Origin of the sequence: Chitinasiproducens palmae (assembly GCF_900095735.1) — a bacterium.
GTDB lineage: Bacteria > Pseudomonadota > Gammaproteobacteria > Burkholderiales > Burkholderiaceae > Chitinasiproducens > Chitinasiproducens palmae.
In genome coordinates this window covers 199,005-220,903 of the sequence record NZ_FNLO01000002.1, presented here as the reverse complement: position 1 = coordinate 220,903, position 21,899 = coordinate 199,005, and the positions used below count along the sequence as shown (strand labels likewise).

The window sequence follows — 21,899 nt, the reverse complement described above, 5'->3', positions numbered from 1 at the left end:
AACTCCGTATTCGTGTAGCGATTCAGAGATAGCCGGGGATTGGCGGTACGCCGACGAAAACGGCGCCTGCGCCATCGTAATTACCCTCGGCGAGGAATGCATGCTGGGTGACGACCATCGCATCGCGCACCAGTCGCTGAAGCGGGTGACTGCGATAAATTGCCAGCGTGCCGCCAAGGCGATACGCGCGCATCACCACGTCGGCGCCCTCGCGAGCAATTTGCGTGGCCGACAGGCGCAGCAGGCTTACCTGTTCGGGCGTCACGTCGTCGCCCTGCAGGATCGATTGCCAGACGGTCTCGGTCGTATCGTAAAAAAAGGCGCGGGCGGAGCGCAATTGCGCCTCGGCCTTGGCAAGCTCGATGCGGTAGTAGGCGCGATCGGCCAGGCGCGGGGCGCCGGTGGTCGTCTTCCTGCCACCGGACATGCTGTTGGCCACGTCGAGTGCCGCTCGCGCCAGGCCGAGGTTCACCACGGCAAGTACCTGGGCGGCGTAGGCGACGGTTGGATAGCGGTAGAGCGGTTCATCCACGGTGGCCGGGCCGCCGCGCACGAAGGTCCAGTCGTCAGCGACGAACTGGTCCTCGACACGCAAATCGTGACTGCCCGTTCCCTGCATTCCGACCACATTCCAATTCTCGACGATCTGAACCTGGCGGGCCTGGAACACGGCAGTGCGAGGTTTGCCGGGCGCTTCGCCCGGCGTGCCGGCGCCGATGCCTACGCCCAGCCAATCCGCGCCTTTGCAGCCACTGGCGAACTTCCACGTGCCGTTGACGCGGAAGCCGCCCGGGGTCGGGGTCGCGTTCTGCACCGGGAACAAACCGCCCGCGAAGGCTTGGTCCGGTCCGGTCGCGTAGATTCGCGCCTGCGTCGCCAGCGGCAACGCGGCCAGATATTGATTGGCCGAGCCGAAGCTGGCGACCCATGCGGCGGAGCCGTCCGCCACCGCGATTCTCTCCACCATCCGCAGGAATTCGGCCGGTGGGCGCGCGTCGCCGCCGAAGCGCCGCGGCGTGCCCGCGCGGTAGATACCCGCTCGCTTGAACATTGCGATGACATCGACGGGTATGTGCGACAGCCTGTCGAATTCGTCCTTGCGGCGAGCGACTTCCGAGATGACCTCGGCCAGCGGGTCCGCACATGTGTCGAGCGGCGCTTGCGGCACCGGAACCGGCGCTGCGACGGATGCGGATTGGCCAGGAGCCGACGCTAGGGTAGCCATGAAAATTCCTCTTGTTCGCTTTGCTCGGTGGCGATAACGGCCGCCGAACCTGACGAAGCTAGTCTAGGAATGCAAAATTGGGGGATCAATTGGGAAGAGGGAGGTCGCGATACGGACCTTTCCTCGGGCGAGTAAAGAATTCTTTAGATTTGCCTGCAGGGCGTCGGTGTTATGGTCGAGCGAACGATGTCGTTCCCTAATGCCGCCCGCGGCAACGCTCATGACCTTTCCCTCGCCCAGTCAGTTCCGCCAGATGTTCGACGCTCTGGATCAATGCGTCCTGCTTCACGACGCAGACACCAAGGCGATCGTCTGGGCGAACCAGGCTGCGTGCCGCGCGCTCGGCTATCGGCTGGATGAACTGCTGCCGCTGAAGGCGAATGACATGACGCGGCAAGACCCACGTTATCTCCGACAGATCGCGATCGACGCGATGGACCGTTCGAAGAACGACGGGCCGCAGGCGTATGAATGGTGCTACCGCTCGCGCGCCGGCACCGAGATGTTGTCCGAAGCGGTGGCGACCTTCGTCCCGTTGCGTGGTCGGGACGTCGTGATGGTGCAGTTCCGGGACATCAGCGCCGAAGAAGCGATGCGGCAGAAGCTGCGCAGCTATGAGGCGCGACTACGAGAGTACATGCTCGACCTGGCGGAGGGCGTGGCGCTGCTAACCCCTGCGGGAAAGGTTGCGTTCATCAGCGAATCTGGCCGGCGTGCGCTCGGCATCTCGCAGACCGACCGGTTGAACCGCTTGCGAGACTTTTGCTCGCCGGCGGAGCGCGAGCAATTCGCGCAGCAGCTTGGCAGCGCCGACCCGCGCCACACGTCCGAGCCATGCCGTTACCGCGTGCTGAGACGCGACGGCACGGAACGTTGCTTCAGCGTCACTTGCCGACGGGTGGCAATCGATCGGCAGCTTACGGGCGTGCTGGTCCACTTCCGGGACATCAGCGACGAGGTGGCGCTGGAGGAAGCACGGCGGGTCGAAGCGCGCATGCTCGAATATGCCGGCCGACACAACACAATGGGTGAAATGGCCACCGCCATCGCGCACGAGTTGAGTCAGCCTCTCGCCGCGGTACGCAACTACCTTGAAGGCGCCATTCGGCGGTTGCGTCGACCGGGCGCTGCGCAAAGCGCGCTGTTTGGCTTGCAGGCGGCCGACCGGCAGGCTGAACATGCCGCTGCGATACTGAAGAGCGTTCGTGAATTCGTCGGACGTCGTGAGCCGGTGGAAGCTCGCGCCGATCTGCGAGACGTGCTCGCCGACGTGGCGTACTTCATCGAACTGCGGGCGCGGGACGCCGGCGCCTCGGTACGCATCGTGCAGCATCAGGAGCCGGTGTGGGTACTGTGCGAGCGGGTCCTTATCGGCCAGGTCATTCTCAATTTGTCGTTCAACGCCGTGGAGGCACTGTCGGACGCGGACTGCGAGACCAAAACCGTCACGCTGTGCACGTCGGTTCGAGACGGGGCCGCTGAATTGCATGTCGTCGACAACGGCCCCGGCGTCTCCGACTATGCGCTCGGACGACTGTTCGAGGGCTTCTCGTCGTCGAAGCAGGGCGGCAACGGTATCGGTCTGTCACTATGCGCGAGCATCGTCGCGCGGCACAACGGACGCATCTGGGCACAGCGTGCCGACGGCGGCGGCTTGCAGTGCTGTTTCTCGCTGCCGCTCGACGCCAGCGCGTAGACCGGCGCCGAGCGCTTTTCCGCGCAGTCCGGCCAATCGCCCAGGCCCGACGAACCGTTGCTCATGGAAAGTGCGTCAGAAAGGCGCGACCTGCGCCTAGGCATAAAAGTCCAGGCGAGGAAACGACGGCACTCATGACCATGCGCTGCTGTGCCAAAGCAGGCAACGACGCCCGACCAACAGCGCCCTCTGGACGCTGGAAGTCAAGAGAATCCATGCGGTCCACCACCACACGTGAGCGGCAATCCGCCGCGATAACGCTGCCCGGAACCAGCGCCATCACAATCGAGAGAGCGAGCCTGCTTCCATCGGCCTCCTTGCGCCTGTCAGGTACGCGATTGCGTTGATCGCTACGGGACCGACCGCAAGCCGAAACGAGTCAGGGGTCCGTATCCGACGGCTCACGTGTTATGCGTCAGAGCGTATTTGATTTGATATTCCTCGCGATAGGCCGTTTCCCCCCAGAGCATCGCTTGTCCCTGCTGATCCAGAAAAGCATGGGCACGCACGAGCACCGGGCGGCCGCGCGTAAGATCGAGCAGTTTGGCAAGATCCTGCGGCACCAATGCAACGCGCACCGTGTTGACGATGCGTTCGATCTTCATGCCCAGCTGCTTCTGGAAGATATCCTGCAGCGTCAGTTGGGCAAGTGCATCGGTATCCATCATGCGCGCGATCGTCGATGGCACGTATCGCACCTCCACCGCGAGCGGCCGCTTCTCGACTAGACGCACGCGCTGGATGCGATGAACCGGTTCGTTGGGTCCGAGTTTCAGTTCGCCGCGTACGTGAACGCTCACCGCGACCGGTCCGAAATGCACGACGCGGTAAGTCACATCCTGCCCGCGCGCAAACAGGTCGGCTTCAAAATAGCCTGGTCGATGCGTGTCGTCGATGCCCGTGCTAATAGCAGGCGTGGCCACGAAGGTGCCTAGCCCGCGACGCTTTTCCACCAGTCCTTCAAAAACCAATTCCTGTAGCGCGTGCACCACGGTCGCGCGCGTCGTGTTGTAGCGCTTCGCCAGTTCCAGCTCGGAGGGCAAGCGTTCGCCGGGCGCGACACGCTGCTTTGCAATGGCGTCGCGCAGCGCATTCTGGATGGCCAAATAGACCGGTGTCGAGCCCGGCCGCGCTTTGCTTGACTTGGAATGACTAGTCAACTAATCTTCCTCTCACTATTAATAATAAAACGGCGCCACGCCGTCCGGTGCGATATCGCCGGAATTATGGAGGAGATCATGTTCGACTGGTACAAAAGCAGTGCCGCCGTAGAGCGTAAAACATTTTGGGCCTGCTTCGCAGGCTGGGCGCTGGATGCGCTCGACGTGCAGATGCTCGGCCTTATCATCCCCGCGCTAACAGCGGTTTTTGCGCTGACCAAGACCGAGGCCGGTCTCATCAGCAGTCTCACGCTGGTTGCATCGGCGCTCGGCGGGTGGATCGCCGGTTCCCTCTCGGACCGCATCGGCCGCGTGCGGACCTTGCAAATCGCGATTCTCTGGTTTTCCATCTGCACCTTCCTAAGCGGCTTCGCGCAGGATTACACGCAGTTCATCGCCCTCAAAACCCTGCAAGGCTTCGGCTTCGGCGGCGAATGGACGGCGGGGTCCGTGCTGTTGTCCGAAGTCATCGCGGCGCGCAATCGCGGCCGCGCAATGTCGGCGACGCAAAGCGCATGGTCGGTGGGCTGGGGCGCAGCGGTGCTGCTCTACGCGCTGGCGTTCTCGTGGCTCAAGCCGGACATCGCTTGGCGAGCCATGCTCATCGCCGGGCTGATCCCGGGGCTGCTGGTGCTGTATGTTCGTCGTCATGTTCCAGAGCCCAAGCGCATCGCGAGCGCACCCGAGGCACAGGCTAAGCTGCCGCTCACGGCCATCTTCGGCCCAAGAACGCTGCGGGTCACGCTGATCGGTGGTTGCGTCGGGCTGGGCGCACATGGCGGTTTCATTGTGCTGAGCACATGGCTACCGACATTCCTGCGCACCGAACGTCACCTGTCGGTGCTGCATACCAGCGGTTATCTCGCCGTGCTGATCTTCGCATTCTTCTGCGGATACGTATCAGTGGGTTATCTGCTCGACCGCTTCGGACGTCGTCCGACCATCATCCTGTTCGCCTTCGCTTGTACCGCGATGGTGGTGCTGTACACCTTGCTGCCATTGACCGATCACCAAATGCTCGCGATGGGGTTTCCGCTCGGCTTCTTCGCCGCCGGTATTCCTGGCAGCATGGGGGCTTTGTTCAGCGAGCTCTATCCATCCGGCATTCGCGGCAGCGGCGTCGGTTTCTGCTACAACTTCGGGCGCATTGCGTCGGCCGCTTTCCCGGTGCTGGTCGGCAAGCTTGCCGAGGGCAGCACGCTCGGCAACGCAATCGGCATCACGGCGGCGGTCGGCTACGGTATCGTCGCTCTCTCGGTTCTCCTGCTTCCTGAAACGCGCGGTCGCGATCTCGACACCGTCACGACAGCCGAAACGACGCCGCCTGCCGAGCTCGGTCCAACCTCACGATGATCGCCCACGACACCCACGCGCACGTCTTCGCGCTGACACTGCCTTTCGTCCAGCCTCGCCGCTATACGCCTGAGCGCGCTGCGCCGCCGTCCGATTACCTTGCGCAACTGGACGCGCAGGGCGTGGGCTGCGGCTGGCTGGTGCAGCCAAGCTTTCTTGGCTTCGACAATCGCTATATCGCCGAGACCATTGCGTGTTATCCGCGCCGCTTCGTCGGCGTCGCAGTAATCGACCCGGCGCTGGGCGTTGCGCAACTGGACCCGCTCGATCAGGCCGGATTCGTCGGCATCCGCCTGAATTTGGACGGTCAGCCCTTGCCGGATTTTGACGCGCCGGTGTGGCGCGCGCTGCTGCCGGAGTTACGTGCGCGCGGTTGGCATATCGAAGTGCATCGCGATGCGGACGATCTCGCCGCGCTGCTCGCGCCGCTCGTCGACGCGAACGTGAAGGTGGTCGTCGATCACTTTGGACGTCCGGATGCGGTGCAGGGCGTCGACGACCCGGGCTTTCGGCGACTGCTTGCCTTCGGCGCATCGCGCGGCGTGTGGGTGAAGCTATCGGCCGCGTATCGCAATGGCGGCGTACCGGTCGCACGCGGTGCGCAGACCACGCACGCCCCGTTCGATGTGTATGGTGTGGACGGCGCCGCGCGCGGCGAAGCGATCGCGCGGCAAGCGACGCCGCTTCTCCTTGAGCATTTCGGTGCCGAACGGCTGGTGTGGGGCAGCGACTGGCCGCACACGCGTTACGAAGCGCAGGCAGATTTTGCCGCGACGTATGCCGCACTGGAAGGCTGGGTCGCGGATCCCACGGCACGCCGGACGATCCGATGCGTCGCACCCGCCGCGCTACTCTCGGACACGCATGCGGGCGCCACTCTTGCTGACGCTTCCTCGCAACTGCTTAATTGAGATCACGAGTCCTATGAACGACCTGCGGCCCGCCGCGCTGCGTGAGACAACTCGCCGTGACCTGGCGCTCTCCGACGGCCGTACGCTCGCCTATTACTCGCTGCCCGCGCTTGCTGCGCACTTCGATATGCCGCTTGCACGCGTGCCTGTCAGCTTGCGGGTGATGTTGGAGTCGGTGCTGCGTCATCTGGACGGCCTACGCGCGAGCGAAGCGCATTTGCGGGCCTTGCTTGGCTGGCAGGCGCAGGCTGATCGCTATGACGAGGTGCCGTTTCTTCCGGCGCGGATCATCGCACCGGATTCATCGGGCGTGCCGCTGCTCGCCGATCTTGCGGCGATGCGCGATGCCGCGGCCGAAGCCGGCGCCGACCCGGGCGTGATCCGTCCACAACTTCCAGTCGATGTGATCGTCGATCACTCGGTACAGGTTGATCATTACGGCAGCGCCAATGCGCTGCTGCTGAATGAACAGCTGGAATATGCCCGCAACGGCGAGCGCTATGCATTCATCAAATGGGCCGGCGACGCACTCGCGCCGCTGCGCGTCGCACCGCCCGGCACGGGCATCATCCATCAGGTGAACCTCGAATACTGGTCGCCTGGCGTGGTCGAGCGCGACGGCGTGCTGTTTCCCGACACCCTGATCGGCGCCGACTCGCACACGGCGATGATCAACGGGCTTGGCGTGCTGGGGTGGGGCGTCGGCGGCATCGAAGCAGAAGCGGCGATGCTCGGCCAGCCGGTGATGCTGCTCATGCCCGACGTAATCGGCGTCGAGTTGCGTGGCGCGCTGCGCGAAGGCGTGACGGCGACCGACGCGGTGCTCAGCATCACCGAAAGGCTTCGGGCCGAGTCGGTGGTCGGCCAGTTCGTCGAGTTTCATGGCCAAGGTGCGGCAGCGCTCGGCGCGAGCGATCGCGCGACCATCGCCAACATGGCGCCCGAGTACGGCGCAACGGCCGCTTTTTTCCCCGTAGATGTCAATACGCTCGCCTACTATCGCGCGACTGGACGAAGCGAAGCGCAGGTCGACGCAATTCAGCGCTATTACGAAGCGCAGGAAATGTTTGGCGTGCCGCGCGCAGGGGAGTGCGACTACACCCGGTGCGTGATCGTCGACCTGAGCGCGATCGAACCGTGCGTAGCCGGACCGAAGCGCCCGCAGGACCGGATTGCGCTCGCCACGCTGCCGCAGCGATTTGCCGCGTTGTTGCAGGCGTCGCGCGATGCGGGTGGCTTCGCCGTAACGAACGACGCGCCCGCCACGGCGCTGCAGCACGGCGATATCGTACTTGCTGCGATCACGTCGTGCACGAACACATCGAACCCTGCGCTGATGATTGCTGCCGGCTTGCTGGCGCGACGGGCCACCGCGCGCGGGCTGCGGGTGCGCGACAGCATCAAGACATCACTCGCGCCGGGGTCCCGGGTGGTCACCGCGTATCTGTCGCGGCTCGGCTTGCAGGATGACCTCGACCGGCTCGGCTTTCAGGTGGTCGGCTACGGCTGCACCACGTGCATTGGCAATGGCGGTCCACTCGCCCCGGACATCGAAGAACAGATCAACCTCGGCAAGCTTGTCGTGTGTTCCGTGCTGAGCGGCAATCGCAATTTTGAAGCGCGGATTCATCCGGCGATCCGCGCGAACTTCCTGATGAGCCCGCCGCTTGTCGTCGCGTTTGCGCTCGCCGGCCGGATCGGCATCAATTTCGCCAGCGAAGCGCTCGGACGCGATCCAGCTGGCGAGCCGGTATATCTGCGCGACCTCTGGCCGTCGCAACAGGAAATCGATGCGTTGCTGCCGGCCACCCGCGCACCGTCGCTCTTTGACGAGGCGTATTCGACGCGCCGCCGCGATGCCGCATGGGATGCTGTGGCTGCGACGCCGGGCATCCGCTTCGCATGGGACGAAGCGTCGACCTATTTGAAGCGACCCCCGTTCTTCGACGGTTTCTCGCGCGAAGCTTCGCGCATCGAATCCATCGAAGGCGCCCGCGCACTGCTCGTACTCGGCGATTCGGTGACGACGGACCATATTAGCCCGGGCGGCATCATAGGCGAAGGGACGAGCGCCGGACGCTATCTGCAATCGATTGGCATCGGCAGTCGCGATTTCAACGGGTATATTGCACGGCGCGGTAATCACCATGTAATGATGCGAGGCACCTTCGCCAACGTGCGCTTGAAAAACCGCATGGCACTCGACGCGCCCGGGGGCACCACCGTGCACTGGCCTGACGGCGAACGTACAAGCGTCTACGACGCGGCATGCCGCTACCAGGCGGCGCATGTTCCAACTGTGGTGTTCGCAGGCGCCGAATACGGAACGGGGTCGAGCCGGGACTGGGCGGCGAAGGGCACGCGTCTGCTCGGCGTGCGTGCAGTGATCGCGCGCTCGTTCGAGCGGATTCACCGCAGTAACCTGATCGGCATGGGCGTGTTACCGCTCGAATTCGTCCGCGACGACAGCATCGACACGCTGCGGATCGACGGAAGCGAGCAGTTCGATATCGCGTTGCCCCATGCAGGTCTCGCGCCGCGCCAGATGCTTGAACTGGTGATCCGTCGCGCGGACGGTAGTCGCGCAAACGTAACCGTGCTAGCCCGTTTAGATACGCCGATCGAGTGCCTTTATTTCACGCACGGCGGCATCCTGCCATACGTGTTGCGCCAGGCGATTGCGGAGGGCCAGTCGAGCTGAATGCGCAGGTCAGGAACGGCAATCGAGTGGGGTAGTGGGGCGTATCGTAAAAAAGAGCAATGCGTTGCACATCGCTCGGAGTCGGCGCCTTCTGTTTCTTTCATATGAAATCAGCCGATCCGACGCCGGAACCGGATCTGACCGCAGCACCGCGAAGTCGTTGTCCGTCGAACGGGAGTGGGAAAGGGTCGCCAAGCGCCGTCCGTCGGCCGATGCCCGAATGCCCGCTCCGAACGGCGGTTGTTCAGCGCTTCCTGCAGGGCCAGCGTAGCGGCGTTGGTGGATTGGACCGTCCCAGTCCATTGCCGAACTGGGCAAGCAATTCGGCAGTAACCGGCGGCAGATCCGTCCGTGGCGGCCTTGGCCTGCGTCGCATGCCTTCCTCCGAACAGCATCTCAGCCGTTGCACGGAAAACTGCTGCCTGCCCCGTTAGCCACCCGTTGCGCCGCGACCCTCACGCTTGTCAATGTATTGTCCAGCACGACGGATCCTTCGCTCGCGTTGCGGTCCTAGCGGCTACGGCGGCTTCTGGGCGAGCATCGTCTAGCTAGTATTGGCGTGTACGCTGTTCTCCATCTTCGCGCAGAATTTCGCGGTCAAGCGCAGTCGCCCGACACGCGTCGCGCTGCTGATCGTCAGCGAGCCGGCATTCGGCGCGCTGTTCGCCTGTGTGTGGCTGGGCGAAGACTTGTCGGGCGCGACGCTGGTGGGCGGTGCGCTGATGATGCTGGCGTCCTTGTTCGCGACAGTGCCTTGGCAGGCTGCAGGCGTAACAGCGCGCAAGGTCCTGGCAAAGCCGAAGTCGAAAGCGAAGGCAAAGGCAAAGGCAAAGGCCCTACTCAGCGCATCTGACGGCGCTGGCTAGCGAGCATCGTCGGGAAATGGGTCGCCGCGGCCGAGCTTTATATCGATAATCCCCATTATGTCAAATTATTGATCTGCATCGAGGCGAGGCCGCTGCTGTAAAAGCTGAATGCCTGAAACCGTGCCGCGGCGTCGTGCCCACTACTTCGCAGACGTCACGCGCTTCGTGGCAAGATGCTGCTTGAGGACTTCATGCAGCATCTCGACGAAGCGACGTGCCACATTCGAGAGCGGCTCGACATGCGAATAAAGCAGACTGGCCGTGAGCCGATGATCGGCGTCAGCATGCAGCGGCACGACATCGAGCGCCGCGCGCATGTCCGCATCGATGCAGAACGGATCGACGATCGCCACTCCCACGCCTTCCTTCGCGAGCTGGCATGCGCTGATCGCCGAACGCACGCGCACGATCGGCTCGGGTCTTCGCGTGTTCGAGAACACCTTGCCGACAATGCGTCCGAGCGGCGTGTCGTGCTCATAGTCGATCCACGGCATCGCGGCGATCTGTCTGGGATCGAGCGTGCGTCGCCGCGCGAGCGTGCCCTTCTTCGCCACGCACCAGACGCGCCCGCTTTCCAGCGGGACCGTCACGATATTCGGATGCACGACTTCGAACATCGACACGCCGATATAGTTCTTGCCGAATAACACGCGTGGCACGAGATGGTTGTGCGTGAGCGGTTCGAACGCGATGGGCAACTGCTCGAACTCCGCATGAAATCGCGCGATCGCGAGCGGCACGAGGTGCACGCCGAGACTCGGGCTGCACACGATATTGAGCTTGCCGCTCGAGCCGTCCGCGAGCGAACGCACGAGGCTCTCCACGCGCTCGATGCCTTCATACGCACGCACCACTTCCTCGAAAATGCGCTTCGCCTCGGGCGTCGGATACAGCCTTCCACGCGCGCGCTCAAACAGCAGAAAGCCGAGGCGGCTTTCCGTCACCTGCAACACGCGGCTGACGGAGGGCTGCGCCACAAAGAGCGAACGCGCCGCTTCGCTGATGGAGCCGGTCATCATGATCGCGCGGAACACCTCGATCTGACGCAGGCTCATGGCGCGCGCGTGGGGACTTTCCTCGTCGTAGTTCATGGCACTGCTGGCGGAATCCGGTGGAAATGACGTCCACGCCAGTGTACCAACAAGCCCATGCATGTCGTCTATGGGACACGAAATTTGGACTATTTCACGGCGAATTTGGACGGGCGTATCGTTCGGTCAAGGTCGCATTTCACCGTCGAGCCATGTCCGAATCCATCGTATTCCTGAACCCGAACGGCCTCGCCGGCGTCACCCGCGCGATCGAAAACACTGTGCGCGCGCTGCGCGTCCCTCAAGACGTGCCGGCCGCGTGCGAAACACTGAACGCCGTACCCGGCGGCATCGAAACGCAGCGCGATGCGGACCGTGCCGCCGTCGCCGTCGCCGATTACATCGCCCGCCACGAAGCGAACGCCGCGGCCTTCGTGATCGCATGCTACAGCGATCCGGGACTGCACGCCGCGCGCGAAATCACAAAGAAACCCGTCATCGGCATCGGCGCGGCGGCCATGGGCGTAGCGCTCGCGCGCGGCTCGCGGATCGGCGTCATCGCAGCGAGCACGCGCGGCATGCCGCGCCACTGGCGCTCGTATCATGCGGCGCGTCTGGGCGATCTCGTCGCGGGCGAACGGGCGGTGAGTCTCGGCGTGGACGAATCCGGCAACCGCGATCTCGCACTCGGCAAACTCGTCGCGACAGGCCGCGCGCTGTGCCGCGAGGACGGCGCGGACGTCATCGTACTGGGCTGCGCGGGCATGACGCCGCTGCGCGCCGAGATCGAAGCCGCGCTCGGCGTGCCAGTGATCGATCCGTGTTCGACGGCGGCATCGTTGGCCTTTTCGGTCTGCCGCGAACGGGGTATCACATGAACGATGCAGTGATGCCGCTGCCGCTGCCGCGGCTTGGCGTGCTGGGCGGCATGGGACCGCTCGCCACCGCGGATTTCCTCGTCAAGCTGATTCAAGCAACGCCCGCCGCCTCCGATCAGGAGCACATGCCCGTCATCGTGCACAACGTGCCGCAGGTGCCGGACCGCAGCACTGCGTTTCTCGCGGGGTCGGATGCGCCATGGCCGCATCTGCTCGACGGACTGCGCACGCTCGAAGCCGCCGGATGCGCGGCCATCGCCATTCCGTGCAACACCGCGCACGTCTGGCACGCGCGGCTCGAGAAGGAAACGGCGTTACCAGTGCTGCATATCGGCGAAGCAGCGGTCGATGCGTTGCTGCGCCAGTCGCTTGGCGCGCGCAAGGTCGGCATCCTCGCGACCAAAGCGACCTTGCAGGCGCGCATTTATGATGACCAGTTGGCCGCAAATGCCATTGACGCCATCACGCCGGACGCTGCATTGCAGACCACGCATGTCTCCGCCGCCATCGGCGCGGTGAAAGGCGGACGCATCGACGAAGCGCGCGTGTTGCTCTCGCACGCGGCGCGCGCGCTGATCGCGCAGGGCGCGGATGCGCTGCTGCTCGCTTGCACGGAAATTCCCGTGGCGCTCGCGGGTGTCTCGCTCGATGCGCCCGCCATCGATCCGACCGATGCGCTCGCGCGCGCCTGCGTCGGATGGTGGCTCGACGCACGCAACGAACGCAACGCAAGCGCGCCCCTCGAATCGCAACCCTGAATCTCAAGCGGATGTACAAGACTATGGATCAATTCGACCTGACGATACGCAACGGCCTGGTCGCATCGGACAAAGAGGTGTTCGAGGCGGACGTGGGCATCGTTGGCGAGCGCATCGTCGCGGTGGCGCGCGGCCTGCCTGCCGGCAAGCGCGATATCGACGCGACGGGCAAATACGTGCTGCCAGGCGGAATCGACACGCATTGCCACGTCGAGCAGCGCTCGGGCATGGGCATCATGGGCGCGGACGATTGGTATTCGGCGAGCGTGTCCGCCGCGTGCGGTGGCACCACGATGATCGTGCCATTCGCCGCGCAACATCGCGGCCACTCGCTCAAGCAGGTCGCGGAAGACTATGCGGCACTCGCGACCGAGAAGTCGGTCATCGACTGGAGCTATCACCTGATCGTCTCGGAGACCGACCAGAAAACCTTGCAGGAAGATCTGGTCGAACAGATTCGCAAGGGCATTACGTCGTTCAAGGTCTACATGACCTACGAGCAATTGAAGATCGACGACTATCAGATGCTTGACGTGCTCGCGCTCGCCTCACGCGAAAACGCGCTCGTGATGGTGCACGCGGAGAACAACGACGTCATCAAGTGGGTCTCGCAGAAGCTCCTCGAAAGCGGCCGCACCGCGCCGAAGTATCACGCGACCAGCCATGTTGCGCTGGCCGAAGGCGAAGCGACGAACCGCGTCATTCAGCTCTCGAAGCTCTTCGACGTGCCCGTGCTGATCGTACACGTGTCCGCTCCGGATGCGATCGCGACGATCAGCGCCGCGCAACGTATCGGCGCGCAGGTCTTTGGCGAAACCTGCCCGCATTACATGTTGCTCACGGAAGATGCGATGGACCTGCCCGGCGTCGAGGGCGCGAAGTATTGCTGCAGCCCGCCGTTGCGTGACCGGGCCGCGCAAGCGGCGCTGTGGACCGCGCTCAAGGAAGGCGTGCTGCAAACCGTGTCGTCGGATCATGCCCCCTATCGCTACGACCACACCGGCAAGCTGCCGCACGGAGACGATACCACGTTCAAGCAGATGGCCAACGGCATGCCGGGCCTCGAAACGCGTCTGCCGTTGATGTTCTCTGAAGGCGTGAACACGGGCCGCATGACCCTGCCGGAATTCGTCGCGCTCACCTCGACGAATCACGCGCGCATGTACGGCATCGCGCCGCGCAAGGGGCTGATTGAAACCGGCGCGGATGCGGATATCGCCGTGTGGGACCCGAAGCACGAAGTCGTGCTGACAGCGTCCGAACTGCATGATCATGTCGGCTATACACCGTACGAAGGCATGAAGGTCACGGGCTGGCCGCGCACCGTGGTGAGCGCGGGCCGCGTGATCGTCGACGACGGCGCGTTCGACGCCGCGCCTGGCAGCGGCCGCTTCATCGCGCGCGGCACACCGTTGCCCTTTCAGAAAGAACGTCAAATCTCCGCACGCGGTCAGTTCTTCCGCGCGCTTGCCGACGGCAACACCGAAGGTCATACAGGCTTCGGCTACACCGATCGTCAACACTGAAACTGAAAACGAAAGAGGAAGTCATGACCAAGTCACGCAAAATCGGGCTCGCGGTAGCGCAGATGGGACCGGTCCATCTCGCCGACGATCGTCAGGCCGTCGTCAAGCGGCTGATCGACATGCTGATGGAAGCGAAGTCGCGCAGCGCGAAGTTCGTCGTGTTCCCGGAGCTTGCGCTCACGACATTCTTCCCGCGCTACTGGATGAGCGAGGAAGCGGCCATCGAACGTTTCTTCGAACGCACGATGCCGAACCCGGACGCGCAGCCGCTCTTCGAGGCGGCGCGCGCAGCGGGCATCGGCTTCTATCTCGGTTATGCGGAACTGACCTCGACGGGCGAAGCGTTCAACACGGCGATCATCGTCGACGACAGCGGCAAGATCGTTGCGAAGTACCGCAAGACGCATTTGCCTGGCCACGCGGACCACAAGCCGGACGCGCCGTTCCAGCATCTTGAGAAGAAGTTCTTCAGCGTGGGCAACACCGGCTTCCCGGTCGTCGAGACTATGGGCGCTAAGCTCGGCATGTGCATCTGCAACGATCGCCGCTGGCCGGAAACGTGGCGCGCAATGTCGCTGCAAGGCGCGGAACTGGGCGTGCTCGGCTACAACACGCCGTCGCTCAACATCCACTGGCCGGAACCGGTGCATCTGCGCATGCATACGCATCTCGTGACGCTGCAAGCAAGCGCTTATCAGAACGCGATGTGGATCGCCGCCGCCGCGAAGTGCGGCAAGGAAGACGGTTTCCACATGATCGGCGGCTCGGTGATCGTCGCGCCCTCGGGCGAGATCGCCGCGCAGAGCGTCACCGAAGAAGACGAAGTTATTTTCGCTAACGTCGACCTCGCCATCGGCGACACGTTCCGCGAGCACGTCTTCAACTTTGCGAAGCATCGCCGGCCAGAACACTACGGGCTGCTGGTCGAGCGTACCGGCGCGGGCGAAGCGCTGCCGCACGATCCCGAGGCACTCAACTGACGCGCACACGAGGGGACCATACGATGAATCATCACGCTGACCAGAGCGCCGCGATGCACGGCGCTCAGGACAAGTCCATGTTCGGGCCGCCGCATGTCCGCGCGCTCGTCGCGTCCATTTCCGGCTACGCGATGGACGGTTTCGACCTGCTGATCCTAGGCTTCATGCTGAGCCTTATCTCGTCGGACCTCGGCCTCACGTCGGCGCAAGCCGGCTCGCTCGTTACATGGACGCTCGTCGGCGGTGTGGCCGGCGGTATCGGCTTCGGCATTCTGAGCGACTATCTCGGCCGCGTGCGCGTGCTGACCTACACCATCCTGCTGTTCGCGGTGTTCACGGGTCTGTGTGCGTTCGCGCAGGGCTATCACGATCTGCTCGCATACCGCTTCATCGCCGGGCTCGGTCTCGGCGGCGAGTTCGGCATCGGCATGGCGCTCGCCATCGAGGCGTGGCCGGCTGAAAAACGCGGTCGGGTGTCGTCCTATGTCGGCATGGGCTGGCAGATCGGCGTGCTGATTGCAGCGCTCGTGACGCCGGTGCTGCTGCCGCATATCGGCTGGCGCGGCATGTTCCTGGTGGGTCTTGCGCCTGCGGTCCTGTCCTTCGTGATCCGCAAGGCCATCGGCGAATCGGAAATCTTCATTGAGAAGGCCGCACGCAAGAAGCATGAGTTTCCGCTCAAGACCCTGTTCCGCGATGCGACGACCACGAAGCGCAGCATCGGCATGATCATCATGTGCTCGGTGCAGAACTTCGGCTACTACGGGCTCATCATCTGGATGCCGGGCTATCTGACCAAGCAGTTCGGCTTCACGCTCGCGAAGTCGGCGACATGGACCGCAGCATCGATTCTCGGCATGCTGGTGGGCATCTGGATTTTCGGGCAACTGGCGGATCGCATCGGCCGCAAGCCGACTTTCGTGATGTACCAGATCGGCGCGCTGATCATGGTGTTCGTGTATTCGCGCATGACGACGCCCGAAGCGCTTTTGATCGGCGGCATGGTAGTGGGTGTGTTCGTGAACGGCATGATGGGCGGTTACGGTGCGCTGATGGCCGAGCTTTATCCGACGCATGCACGCGGCACCGCGCAGAACGTGCTGTGGAGTATCGGGCGTGCGGTGGGCGGGTTCGGGCCGCTCGCCATTGGTACGGTCGCGAGTTACTACTCGTTCGGCACGGCAATCGCGGCACTGGCATGCATCTATGTCGTCGATGTAATCGCGACCACCGTGTTGATTCCCGAACTGAAAGGCGTCGAACTCGAATAAGCCGACCAGTCCATCAACAAGCTCGATGAACGAAGCCGGGTGTCAGGCATGCAAAGTCTGACACCCGGGGTTTTATTTTCCCACCGCGCTTCGCACGCGAAAGCGCTTTGACGAGGCTCAGGTTTTGGGTTGCCTGACGCGGCGCGCGAAACGTCCTTCGAGCACCGCGATCGCCGAATCGAAAACGCGTGGTCAGCCGTTTCAACACGGGTAGCCCTCTCGCCCGCTCCGTCTGCCGGGGTGTCCGACGGACACCACTTCCTTGAACGTCGTAGCCGGCCGATAGTTCGAATTTCGAGATTATGGCGCTGCCGATCATCGGCCAGGGCGAAGTCGTGTTCGGCGCAATTCTCTGTCTGGCCTGAGCTTGGCGACACCAGCCGCAGTGATTGAAAGCCGAAGGTGGATTGCCACGACGCCAGATCGCATCTTTCGACGTGCATCGAAGCACTGGTGAGCGGGCGGTTGTCGCCAATGCAGGTACCGGATTGGTCAGGCCGGTACGCGCCGAGCAAGGTGGAAGAACCGACCTCGGCTTGATGTAAGGGAAAATCAGGATCGCTGGCGGCTTCGATGCACCTTTGCCAGATGACCTGCCGACGGCATCTGACAGACGGCTACGCGGCTGCTTGTCGACATGGTCGCGTGGACGTGGGCAATGAGCGGGAACAGGCAGCGTTCGAGACATGCGAAGGCGGCGCTTTCAGACGCCGAGGTCGTTTTCGTCAGCGCCGCGAGTCTTCGGTCTTTGCAGGATTTCGATCAGGTCCGGGCGCGGCAAGCGCGGTGTCGATGCAGGAGAGTTGATCGCCTGCATGCAAGACGTTGGCTTTGCCGACCTGCCGGTGACAAGCGTTCACGCCGGGTCGGTACGTGACGCGGCGGCGATTCACCGCGCCCCTCTTTGATTGCCGCCGGGTCGCACATACCCTTGGCGAATCGCCGGGCCTGTTATCCTGCAATGGCGGTATGGCGAAACGTCCCGATCCGGCCATCAAAGGATGAACAGGCCTGTCTGTTCGTTCCGAGGTGTCGAGCGGAGACGGGCACGGACGGCGAACGGTAATGGCCAACCTGTCCTCTGCCCTTCACTTCTGTCCGACCATGCAGTCAGTAAGCCGACTTGCTCTGCGTTCGCCCAGCGCGTCGCGACCGTTCCAGCGGGGTGGCGGCGCCCATATCCTTCCGACCAGTTCGGCCGCGCGATGGTACGCCGTGCACGACGACGTGCCAAGCATCTCCTTACATCGCGCGACCGGCACCGCTGGCCGATGCGCGTTCTCGCATGACATCATGGCTGCTGATGCGCACGCCCGGCGTGTTTGCGAAGGCCGCGATACGCACCGTGTTTGCCGCTGCCCTGAGGAGAACCATAATGAATTTCAGGTCCTTGCAGTGCTTCGTCATCCTCGCCGAGGAACTGAATTTCAGTCGGGCTGCGGAGCGACTGCACATTGCTCAGCCAGCGCTCAGCCAGCAAATACGGCTGCTGGAGGAACGTCTCGGCACGCAACTGGTCGATCGCGCCAGGCGACCATTGCGGCTTACGGAAGCCGGGCAATACCTACGCACCGAAGCCCGTCAGATCCTTGGCTCGTGCGAGCAAGCGAGTCTCGGTACCCGCGAAATCGGCATGGGACGCCGTGGCTGGCTGTCCATCGGCTTCACCCGCTCCGCGATGTACAGCATCCTGCCGCCGGCGTTGAAGGCCTTCCATCACGCCTATCCTGAAGTGGAACTGAAGCTCTTCGAGATGCTGACCGAAGAGCAAACCGACGCGCTGCGCGACGCCCGCATCCATGTCGGCATCGGGCGTCAGCCGCTTGAGATACCCGGCTGCACCGCCTATCCGCTGCTGCGGGAGCACATCGTCGTGGCGCTGTCGCCCGATCATCCGCTCGCGGGCCGCAAGAAGATCCGCATTGCCGAATTGGAAGACACGCCGCTCATCCTCTATCCGAAGCACCGCAACGCGCAATTCAGTCGCACTGTGCAAGGTCTGTATCGCGATGCCGGTGTCACCCCTTTCGTGGCCCATCAGGCGTACGAGATACAGACAGCCATTGCCCTGGTGGCCGCGGGGCTCGGCGTCGCTTTCGTCGGTGAGTCCGTGGCCAGGCATGGGCGAGCCGACGTCGTGTTTCGGCATCTTGCCGGCGCGGGGGGGGCGACATGGTCGACGCTTGTCGCAACCGTTCGCAGCGACGAGAACTCCGCACACCTACGGAGCTTCCTGGCGTGTCTTCCAACGCCGCAAGACCGGCCTACTATAAGGACGGACTTATAGAAGCATAAGGAACGCGTCTTGGACGCGGGCCGCCACGATTCTTATTCTTGATCCGGATAGCTCGTCTCCGTCGCACCCGCGGCCGGATGCGAGGCGACAGGCGGCACGGACCGCCCGCGAACAGGGCCACAGAGCCCTCGCGATCGGACGAACAAGAACGTGGAGACGGCATGAACGCATTCGACGAAGCGGCAACCATGCGAAAGGTTTACAGGCGGCTCATGCCCCTGCTCTTCGCAATGATGTTCTTCAACTACCTAGACCGCATCAACATCGGCTTCGCAGCGCTCGACATGAACAAGGCGCTGGGTTTCTCGCCCGCGGTGTTCGGTTTCGCTGGCAGCATCTTCTTTATTGGCTACATGGTCCTGGAGGTGCCCAGCAACTTGCTGCTGCATCGCGTCGGGGCACGCCGCTGGATTGCGCGCATCTTGCTGACCTGGGGCGCGGTGGCTGCCGCGACGGCCTTCGTGGTTGGCGACAAGAGCTTCTATTTCCTGCGTTTCCTGCTCGGGGTGATGGAAGCAGGTTTCCTTCCCGGGGTGGCGGTCTATTTGACGAAGTGGTTCCCGGTACGTTACCGCGCGCGGGCAGTGGGCGGCTACATCATCGCGGGTTCGTTCTCGGCAGTGCTGGGTGGGCCGATCTCGACTGTCCTGATGACCTACGCCAACGGCTTGCTCGGCTTGCAAGGCTGGCAGTGGATGTTCATCCTCGAGGGCATTCCGGCGATGTTGCTTGGCCTCGTGACCCTGCGCGTGATGACCGAGCGCCCCGCTGACGCCGACTGGCTCGACAACGCCGAAAAGCAATGGCTGGAGGCGACGCTCGCGGCCGAACGCGAAGAAGTTGGCGGCAGCACGCACTTCCCGCTGCTGCGGGTGGTCAGCGACATTCGTGTGTGGAGTCTAGCCTGCCTGTTCGGCTGCGCGCTGGTCGGGATCTACGGCCTCTTCCTGTGGCTCCCGCAAATCGTCAAGAGCCTCGGCAACCTGAGCAATATCGAGGTCGGCTTTCTGTCGGCCGCCCCACCGCTGCTCGGCGTGCTCGGCACATTCATCATCAGCCGCAGTTCGGACCGCACCGGCGACCGCAAGAAACATCTTGCCTTCGTCTACGGCATGAGCGCGATTGCGATCACCGGCAGCGCCTACGCACCGAATCCAATCGTCGCCTACGCCCTGCTGTGCGTGACGGGATTGTTTATCTACGCAGGCAACCCACTGTTCTGGAGCCTTGCGTCGTCGTTCAGGACCGGAGCGGCAGGCGCCGCCACCATTGCGCTGATCAACACCATCGCGCAATTCGGCGGCGTGGTCGGTCCCTGGACGATCGGTCTGGTGCGCAGCGCAACCGGCAACTTCCGATACGCGTTACTGACGATCGCTGCCTTCCTCGTGGTCGCGACCGTGATCGGGCTGGTCATGCGCGTCAAGCCAGCCGACGACGACGCGTCGGTGCCTGCCACGGGCCCGACCGCCCGCACCTGACACCGCCGCCTAACGACAGGAACACCACGCATGATCATCGATTGTCACGGTCACTACACGACGTCGCCGCCGCAGCATGAAGCGTGGCGCATGCAACAGATCGCGGCTTTGCGCGACGGCGCAGCGCCGCCCCCCCGTCCGGTCATCGGTGACGATGAGATCCGCGAAAGCATCGAGAGCGGACAGCTCCGCATTCAACGCGAACGCGGCACCGACGTGACCATCTTCTCGCCACGTGCGGCCGGCATGGGTCATCACCTTGCCACTGCGGCGGCCAACGCGGTCTGGTCGGCCGAATGCAACGACCTGGTCCACCGCGTCTGTCAGCTCTACCCGCGCAACTTCGTCGGCGTTTGCCAGTTGCCGCAGGCGCCGGGGGTGGGACCGGAAAACTGCATTGCGGAACTGCGGCGCTGCGTGGCAGAGCTCGGCTTCATCGGTTGCAACCTGAACCCGGACCCGTCCGGTGGACACTGGTCCGGCCTGCCGTTGACCGACCGCTCTTGGTATCCGCTCTACGAAGCGATGGTCGAGCTGGACGTACCGGCGATGATCCACGTCTCGTCGTCGTGCAATCCCAATTTCCATGCGACCGGCGCGCACTACATCAACGGCGACACGTCGGCGTTCATGCAACTGTTGAGCGGCGATCTGTTCGCCGACTTCCCGACGCTGAAGTTCGTGATTCCGCATGGCGGCGGCGCCGTGCCTTACCACTGGGGCCGGTACCGCGGTCTCGCGCAGGACATGCGCCGGCCGTTGCTCTCCGAATATCTGCTGAACAACGTGTTCTTCGATACCTGCGTCTACCATCAGCCCGGCGCCGACCTGCTGGCGAAGGTAATTCCGGCGAAGAACATTCTCTTTGCGTCCGAGACCATCGGTGCCGTGCAAGGCATCGACCCGGAAACGGGCCATTACTACGACGACACGCGCCGCTACATCGACGCCATCGAATGGCTCAGCGACGCGGAACGGCAGCTCATCTTCGAGGGTAACGCCCGCGCAGTGTACGGACGCTTATCGACGCAGCTCGAACGGCAACGATCAGACAAAGGAGTAACGAGATGAATGCAGCCGGATGGCGCGAATACCCATCGGCAGCCCAAGCGAGCCCTGAGACTCTCGCCGCGCTGCGCGAACTGGCGGTTTCTCTTCTGAGCGACAACATGGCGCGCGTGAGCGGTGCCACGGGCCTGCGCCCGTTCCATCGCCCCCGCCCAATGGCCGGCACCGCGGTCACCGTTCGAACACGCGGTGGCGACAATCTGGCAATCCACCGCGCCTTCGAGTACTGCCGCGCCGGCGACGTGCTGGTGATCGACGGTGCCGGCGAACTCACGCAGGCGTTGATGGGCGACATCATGGCCAGTTTCGCCGAGAGCATCGGCGTGCAGGGGCTGGTGATCGACGGCGCGATCCGCGATGTCGGCGCGTTGAGCCGGCGCGATTTCCCTGTCTACGCGCGTGGCGCGACGCATCGGGGGCCGTACAAGAACGGGCCTGGCGAAATCAACGTACCGGTATCGGTGGGCGGGATGGTGGTGCATCCGGGCGACATCGTCGTCGGTGACGAGGATGGCGTGCTCGCCATCGCGCCCACGGACGTGGAGACTGTCCTCGCCGGCGCGCGCAAGCAAGCCGCGAAGGAAGCCGAAGCACTCACTTCGATTGCGGAAGGGCGCTTCGACCGGGCATGGGTCGCAGCACAGCGCGACCGCATGATGAAGGGTTGACGGTCAGCCAGGATTGAACGCACGCGCGCA

Annotated in this window: 16 protein-coding genes and 1 pseudogene; 14 read left to right on the top strand and 3 right to left on the bottom strand. The window is 63.7% G+C overall.

Going from position 1 to position 21,899, the window contains the following annotated elements:
• Window positions 1–22: 22 nt before the first annotated feature.
• Entirely contained in the window at window positions 23–1,225 is a 1,203-nt protein-coding gene (locus BLU54_RS04130) for an acyl-CoA dehydrogenase family protein (protein WP_091905071.1), read from the bottom strand.
• A 220-nt stretch (window positions 1,226–1,445) separates the two neighbouring features.
• Here BLU54_RS04130 and BLU54_RS04125 point away from each other — a divergent pair, with 220 nt between their 5' ends.
• Entirely contained in the window at window positions 1,446–2,921 is a 1,476-nt protein-coding gene (locus BLU54_RS04125) for an ATP-binding protein (RefSeq protein WP_091905980.1), read from the top strand.
• Window positions 2,922–3,322: 401 nt separating this feature from the next.
• On the opposite strand, the gene BLU54_RS04120 is transcribed toward BLU54_RS04125, so the two are convergent.
• Window positions 3,323–4,081, bottom strand: coding sequence for a GntR family transcriptional regulator (locus BLU54_RS04120; protein ID WP_091905068.1), 759 nt, complete (start codon window positions 4,079–4,081; stop codon window positions 3,323–3,325).
• A gap of 78 nt (window positions 4,082–4,159) precedes the next feature.
• On the opposite strand from BLU54_RS04120, the gene BLU54_RS04115 reads away from it, so the two are divergent.
• The 4 genes and pseudogenes from BLU54_RS04115 to BLU54_RS04100 form a co-directional block, all read left to right on the top strand.
• Window positions 4,160–5,434, top strand: a complete 1,275-nt coding sequence (locus BLU54_RS04115; protein ID WP_091905978.1) for an MFS transporter — start codon at window positions 4,160–4,162, stop codon at window positions 5,432–5,434.
• Complete coding sequence (locus tag BLU54_RS04110) at window positions 5,431–6,345, top strand: amidohydrolase family protein (RefSeq protein WP_091905066.1); 915 nt, start codon at window positions 5,431–5,433, stop codon at window positions 6,343–6,345. The genes BLU54_RS04115 and BLU54_RS04110 overlap by 4 nt, the downstream gene beginning before the upstream one ends.
• Before the next feature lie 13 nt (window positions 6,346–6,358).
• The gene (gene acnA / locus BLU54_RS04105) at window positions 6,359–9,046 is read left to right on the top strand and encodes an aconitate hydratase AcnA (protein ID WP_091905063.1); all 2,688 of its coding nucleotides are present in this window, start codon (window positions 6,359–6,361) and stop codon (window positions 9,044–9,046) included.
• A 512-nt stretch (window positions 9,047–9,558) separates the two neighbouring features.
• Window positions 9,559–9,912: pseudogene (locus tag BLU54_RS04100) on the top strand (EamA family transporter); the annotation flags it as partial.
• 140 nt (window positions 9,913–10,052) lie between these two features.
• On the opposite strand, the gene BLU54_RS04095 reads toward BLU54_RS04100, so the two are convergent.
• On the bottom strand, window positions 10,053–11,003 hold the full coding sequence (locus tag BLU54_RS04095) for a LysR family transcriptional regulator (RefSeq protein WP_170845010.1): 951 nt from the start codon (window positions 11,001–11,003) through the stop codon (window positions 10,053–10,055).
• 152 nt (window positions 11,004–11,155) lie between these two features.
• Here BLU54_RS04095 and BLU54_RS04090 point away from each other — a divergent pair, with 152 nt between their 5' ends.
• The 9 genes from BLU54_RS04090 to BLU54_RS04050 all read left to right on the top strand — a co-directional run bounded on the left by BLU54_RS04090 (window position 11,156) and on the right by BLU54_RS04050 (window position 21,869).
• Window positions 11,156–11,821 (top strand): aspartate/glutamate racemase family protein, encoded by a 666-nt coding sequence (locus BLU54_RS04090; protein ID WP_170845009.1) that lies wholly within the window; start codon window positions 11,156–11,158, stop codon window positions 11,819–11,821.
• Entirely contained in the window at window positions 11,818–12,579 is a 762-nt protein-coding gene (gene cuyB / locus BLU54_RS04085; RefSeq protein WP_211435297.1) for a cysteate racemase, read from the top strand. Before BLU54_RS04090 ends, cuyB begins: the two co-directional genes overlap by 4 nt.
• Before the next feature lie 11 nt (window positions 12,580–12,590).
• Window positions 12,591–14,105: a dihydropyrimidinase gene (hydA, locus tag BLU54_RS04080; protein WP_235837781.1), complete on the top strand. Its 1,515-nt coding sequence runs from the start codon at window positions 12,591–12,593 to the stop codon at window positions 14,103–14,105.
• Window positions 14,106–14,128: 23 nt separating this feature from the next.
• Window positions 14,129–15,085 (top strand): N-carbamoyl-D-amino-acid hydrolase, encoded by a 957-nt coding sequence (locus BLU54_RS04075; RefSeq protein WP_091905051.1) that lies wholly within the window; start codon window positions 14,129–14,131, stop codon window positions 15,083–15,085.
• A gap of 53 nt (window positions 15,086–15,138) precedes the next feature.
• Complete coding sequence (locus BLU54_RS04070) at window positions 15,139–16,356, top strand: MFS transporter (RefSeq protein WP_091905049.1); 1,218 nt, start codon at window positions 15,139–15,141, stop codon at window positions 16,354–16,356.
• A gap of 1,375 nt (window positions 16,357–17,731) precedes the next feature.
• Window positions 17,732–18,643, top strand: a complete 912-nt coding sequence (locus tag BLU54_RS04065; RefSeq protein ID WP_091905046.1) for a LysR family transcriptional regulator — start codon at window positions 17,732–17,734, stop codon at window positions 18,641–18,643.
• A 170-nt stretch (window positions 18,644–18,813) separates the two neighbouring features.
• The gene (locus BLU54_RS04060) at window positions 18,814–20,133 is read left to right on the top strand and encodes an MFS transporter (protein WP_091905043.1); all 1,320 of its coding nucleotides are present in this window, start codon (window positions 18,814–18,816) and stop codon (window positions 20,131–20,133) included.
• 30 nt (window positions 20,134–20,163) lie between these two features.
• The gene (locus tag BLU54_RS04055; RefSeq protein ID WP_091905040.1) at window positions 20,164–21,204 is read left to right on the top strand and encodes an amidohydrolase family protein; all 1,041 of its coding nucleotides are present in this window, start codon (window positions 20,164–20,166) and stop codon (window positions 21,202–21,204) included.
• Complete coding sequence (locus tag BLU54_RS04050; RefSeq protein WP_091905038.1) at window positions 21,201–21,869, top strand: RraA family protein; 669 nt, start codon at window positions 21,201–21,203, stop codon at window positions 21,867–21,869. The genes BLU54_RS04055 and BLU54_RS04050 overlap by 4 nt, the downstream gene beginning before the upstream one ends.
• Window positions 21,870–21,899: the final 30 nt, after the last annotated feature.

What these genes read in the sequence shown, in the direction of transcription:
- BLU54_RS04130 (WP_091905071.1), bottom strand. Translation starts at nt 1,225, where the DNA reads ATGGCTACCCTAGCGTCGGCTCCTGGCCAATCCGCATCCGTCGCAGCG.
- BLU54_RS04125 (WP_091905980.1), top strand. Translation starts at nt 1,446, where the DNA reads ATGACCTTTCCCTCGCCCAGTCAGTTCCGCCAGATGTTCGACGCTCTG.
- BLU54_RS04115 (WP_091905978.1), top strand. Translation starts at nt 4,160, where the DNA reads ATGTTCGACTGGTACAAAAGCAGTGCCGCCGTAGAGCGTAAAACATTT.
- BLU54_RS04110 (WP_091905066.1), top strand. Translation starts at nt 5,431, where the DNA reads ATGATCGCCCACGACACCCACGCGCACGTCTTCGCGCTGACACTGCCT.
- acnA (WP_091905063.1), top strand. Translation starts at nt 6,359, where the DNA reads ATGAACGACCTGCGGCCCGCCGCGCTGCGTGAGACAACTCGCCGTGAC.
- BLU54_RS04095 (WP_170845010.1), bottom strand. Translation starts at nt 11,003, where the DNA reads ATGAACTACGACGAGGAAAGTCCCCACGCGCGCGCCATGAGCCTGCGT.
- BLU54_RS04090 (WP_170845009.1), top strand. Translation starts at nt 11,156, where the DNA reads ATGTCCGAATCCATCGTATTCCTGAACCCGAACGGCCTCGCCGGCGTC.
- cuyB (WP_211435297.1), top strand. Translation starts at nt 11,818, where the DNA reads ATGAACGATGCAGTGATGCCGCTGCCGCTGCCGCGGCTTGGCGTGCTG.
- hydA (WP_235837781.1), top strand. Translation starts at nt 12,591, where the DNA reads ATGTACAAGACTATGGATCAATTCGACCTGACGATACGCAACGGCCTG.
- BLU54_RS04075 (WP_091905051.1), top strand. Translation starts at nt 14,129, where the DNA reads ATGACCAAGTCACGCAAAATCGGGCTCGCGGTAGCGCAGATGGGACCG.
- BLU54_RS04070 (WP_091905049.1), top strand. Translation starts at nt 15,139, where the DNA reads ATGCACGGCGCTCAGGACAAGTCCATGTTCGGGCCGCCGCATGTCCGC.
- BLU54_RS04065 (WP_091905046.1), top strand. Translation starts at nt 17,732, where the DNA reads ATGAATTTCAGGTCCTTGCAGTGCTTCGTCATCCTCGCCGAGGAACTG.
- BLU54_RS04060 (WP_091905043.1), top strand. Translation starts at nt 18,814, where the DNA reads ATGAACGCATTCGACGAAGCGGCAACCATGCGAAAGGTTTACAGGCGG.
- BLU54_RS04055 (WP_091905040.1), top strand. Translation starts at nt 20,164, where the DNA reads ATGATCATCGATTGTCACGGTCACTACACGACGTCGCCGCCGCAGCAT.
- BLU54_RS04050 (WP_091905038.1), top strand. Translation starts at nt 21,201, where the DNA reads ATGAATGCAGCCGGATGGCGCGAATACCCATCGGCAGCCCAAGCGAGC.